Source organism: Corallococcus praedator (assembly GCF_003612125.1).
GTDB lineage: Bacteria > Myxococcota > Myxococcia > Myxococcales > Myxococcaceae > Corallococcus > Corallococcus praedator.
The window spans coordinates 1-1293 of sequence record NZ_RAWI01000759.1; the positions used below are offsets into that span (position 1 = coordinate 1).

A 1293-nucleotide genomic window follows, 5' to 3' on the forward strand; every position below is an offset into this window, starting at 1 on the left:
CACCGGCGCGGCGTTCCCGCTGCCCACCAAGTACCGGATCTACTTCGGAGACGCGTTGCACTTCACCGGCCGCGCGGACGACGAGGACAGTGAACTCGACAAGAAGGTGCGCACCGTGAAGGCCTCCATCCAGGCGATGCTCCAGCAGGGGCTCAAGGAACGCCGGGGCGTGTTCTGGTGAGCGCTCCGCACGAGGAAGAGAAGGAGTCCGGCGGGGACAACAAGAAGCCCGCCGTCGTCGTCACGGGCATCAGCGGCAACCTGGGCCGCACCCTGGCGAAGATGCTGCACAAGCGCGAGCGCATCATCGGCATCGACCGGCGCCCCTTCGCGGGCCGGCCGAAGGACGTCGAGATGCACCAGATGGACCTGCGCAAGAAGAAGGCGGAGGACGTCTTTCGCAAGAACGAGGTCCGCGCCGTCATCCACATGGGCATCATGCACGACCCGCGCATGAGCGAGGAGGAGCACCACTCCTTCAACGTCGTGGGCACCACGCGCCTGTTGGAGTACTGCGCGAAGTACGGCGTGAAGAAGGTGGTCGTCCTGTCCTCGGCCAACGTCTACGGCCCCAGCCCGGACAACTCCAACTTCCTCACCGAGGACGCGCCGCTCATGGCCGCCAGCCGCTTCTCCGGCGTGCGCGACCTCATCGAAGTGGACATGCTGGCGCACAGCTTCTTCTGGAAGCATCCGAACATCGAGACGGTCATCCTGCGGCCCGTCCACATCGTCGGACCCACCATCAAGAACGCGCCGTCCAACTACCTGCGGCTGCGCTACCCGTGGACGCTCGCGGGCTTCGACCCGATGGTGCAGCTCATCCACGTGGAGGACGTGGCGCGCGCGATGGTGGAGGCCCTGCGCCCGGAGCCCAAGGGCGTCTACAACGTCGTCGGCCCCGGCCAGGTGCCCCTGTCCGCGGTGCTGGGAGAGCTGGGCCACACCGCCATCCCCGTGCCGCACCCGGTGGCCCGCCCGCTCCTGGGCCTGATGTTCCGCTACCGCCTGGCCAACTTCCCGCCCCCGGAGCTGGACCACATCCAGTTCCTCTGCGCCGTGGACGGCAACCGCTGGGTCCAGGACGTGGGCTGGAAGGCCCGGCACTCCATGCGCGACACCATCCGCTCCGTGGTGGGCGAGTAGCGGATTTTCCATGGGCCGCCGCCGCTCCCCCTGACACGAATGTCACTGGGACGGTGGCGGCATGGCAGGGGCCCCCTGACAGGACTGTCAGGCAGGCCCCGGCGGTGACGGAGGGCTCGGGCACGCAAGTGTCTGATTTCCCAGGGG

1 protein-coding gene and 1 pseudogene are annotated in these 1293 nt (G+C 67.8%); both read left to right on the forward strand.

The window, feature by feature from the left end; genetic code table 11:
- Window positions 1–181, forward strand: a pseudogene (locus D7Y13_RS41535) (lysophospholipid acyltransferase family protein); the annotation flags it as partial.
- Window positions 178–1146: an SDR family oxidoreductase gene (locus D7Y13_RS41540; protein WP_120585337.1), complete on the forward strand. Its 969-nt coding sequence runs from the start codon at window positions 178–180 to the stop codon at window positions 1144–1146. The pseudogene D7Y13_RS41535 and the gene D7Y13_RS41540, both read left to right, overlap by 4 nt.
- Window positions 1147–1293: the final 147 nt, after the last annotated feature.